At 39.1% G+C, this 1,562-nt stretch carries 2 protein-coding genes and 1 pseudogene; all 3 read left to right on the forward strand.

Going from position 1 to position 1,562, the window contains the following annotated elements; translation table 11 throughout:
- Positions 1-554, forward strand: a 554-nt coding sequence (acuA, locus tag WA225_RS24645) for an acetoin utilization protein acetyltransferase AcuA (protein WP_422610017.1), incomplete at its 5' end; no start/stop codon positions are given.
- A gap of 17 nt (positions 555-571) precedes the next feature.
- Positions 572-1,216 carry an acetoin utilization AcuB family protein gene (locus WA225_RS24650; RefSeq protein ID WP_000634567.1) on the forward strand — a complete coding sequence of 215 codons (645 nt, stop codon included), beginning with the start codon at positions 572-574 and terminating at the stop codon, positions 1,214-1,216.
- Positions 1,213-1,562: pseudogene (locus tag WA225_RS24655) on the forward strand (acetoin utilization protein AcuC); the annotation flags it as partial. The gene WA225_RS24650 and the pseudogene WA225_RS24655, both read left to right, overlap by 4 nt.

The raw sequence follows: 1,562 nt of genomic DNA on the forward strand, positions 1-1,562 counted from the left end.
CACATAATCTTGAAATGTATGAATTTCATCCAGACTTAATTGCGTTTCGTCCTGCCGAGCAGCAATATAAAGCAATTGTCGAAATTTCTAAATTACCAGAAGCTCGTCTCATTATTGCTAGACATGACCAAACGATCGTTGGGTATGTTACATACTTATATCCTGATCCGCTCGAGCGATGGTCAGAAGGAAAGATTGAAAACTTAATTGAACTCGGGGCGATTGAAGTTGTCCCAGCCTTTCGTGGTTGCTCTGTCGGAAAAAATTTATTAGAAGTTTCAATGATGGACGATCATATGGAAGATTACATTATATTAACGACTGAATATTATTGGCACTGGGATTTAAAACAAACAGGCTTAAATGTTTGGGAATACCGAAAAGTAATGGAAAAAATGATGAATGCTGGTGGTTTACAATGGATGGCTACAGACGATCCTGAAATTTGTTCACATCCTGCCAACTGTTTAATGGTCCGCATCGGTAAACGTGTTGATACGGATTCCATTCAAGCATTCGATCGTCTACGTTTTCACAATCGTTTTATGTATTAATAAAGGGGGCAACTGGAATGATTGTAGAAGAAATTATGAATCAAGATGTAGTAACACTGCATCCAAACGATACAATTGAAACAGCAATCCGAACGATACGTACGAAAGGCATTCGGCACATTCCAATTGTCGATCAAAATAATCATGTCGTAGGCATTATTTCTGATCGGGATGTAAGAGATGCAAGTCCGTCTATTTTAGATGAACAAGTTTCACTCGATATGCTGAAGCAACCGCTTGAACTCATAATGAAACACCCTGTTATGACTTGTCACCCTCTCGATTTCGTTGAGGAAATTGCGACTTTATTTTTTGAAAATAAAATAGGCTGTCTTCCTGTTACGAAAGCTGGAAAACTCGTAGGTATCATTTCTGAATCTACAGTGCTGCACACGTTAGTAAAATTAACAGGAGCTCATCAACCGAGTTCACAAATTGAAATTCAAGTAAAAAATGAACCTGGTATTCTTGGAAAAGTCGTTGCTATTTTTAGTGATTTACAAATAAATATTGTGAGCGTTCTCGTCTACCCAGCAAAAGATGAGAATGATAAAGTACTCGTTTTCCGCATTCAAACGATGAATCCTTTAAGGGTGATTGAAGCACTTGAAACAGAAGGCTATCGTGTTTTATGGCCGAACATAATGGGGATGCAAGCATGAGTAGCGCCTTCATTTATTCGGATGACTTTCGGGGCTATTCATTTAGCCCTGATCATCCTTTTAACCAACTACGCGTCACACTTACGTATGATTTATTACAAAAGAGCGGTTTTATCTCTCCCTCTCAAGTCATCGCGCCACGGATGGCTACAGATGAAGAGATTGCCTACGTTCATACAGCGGAGTACATAAATGCGGTAAAACGTGCTGGAGAAGGTAAGTTAGAAAAATCAATTGCGATGACATATGGACTTGGAACAGAAGATACACCAATGTTTCCAAATATGCATGAAGCAAGTGCATTACTCGTTGGCGGAACATTAACAGCTGTCGATGCTGTTATTTC

Origin of the sequence: Pseudomonas sp. (assembly GCF_049300855.1) — a bacterium.
Classification (GTDB): Bacteria; Pseudomonadota; Gammaproteobacteria; order Pseudomonadales; family Pseudomonadaceae; genus Aquipseudomonas.

Coding starts and splice junctions, on each gene's coding strand:
- WA225_RS24650 (WP_000634567.1), top strand. CDS start 572: ATGATTGTAGAAGAAATTATGAATCAAGATGTAGTAACACTGCATCCA.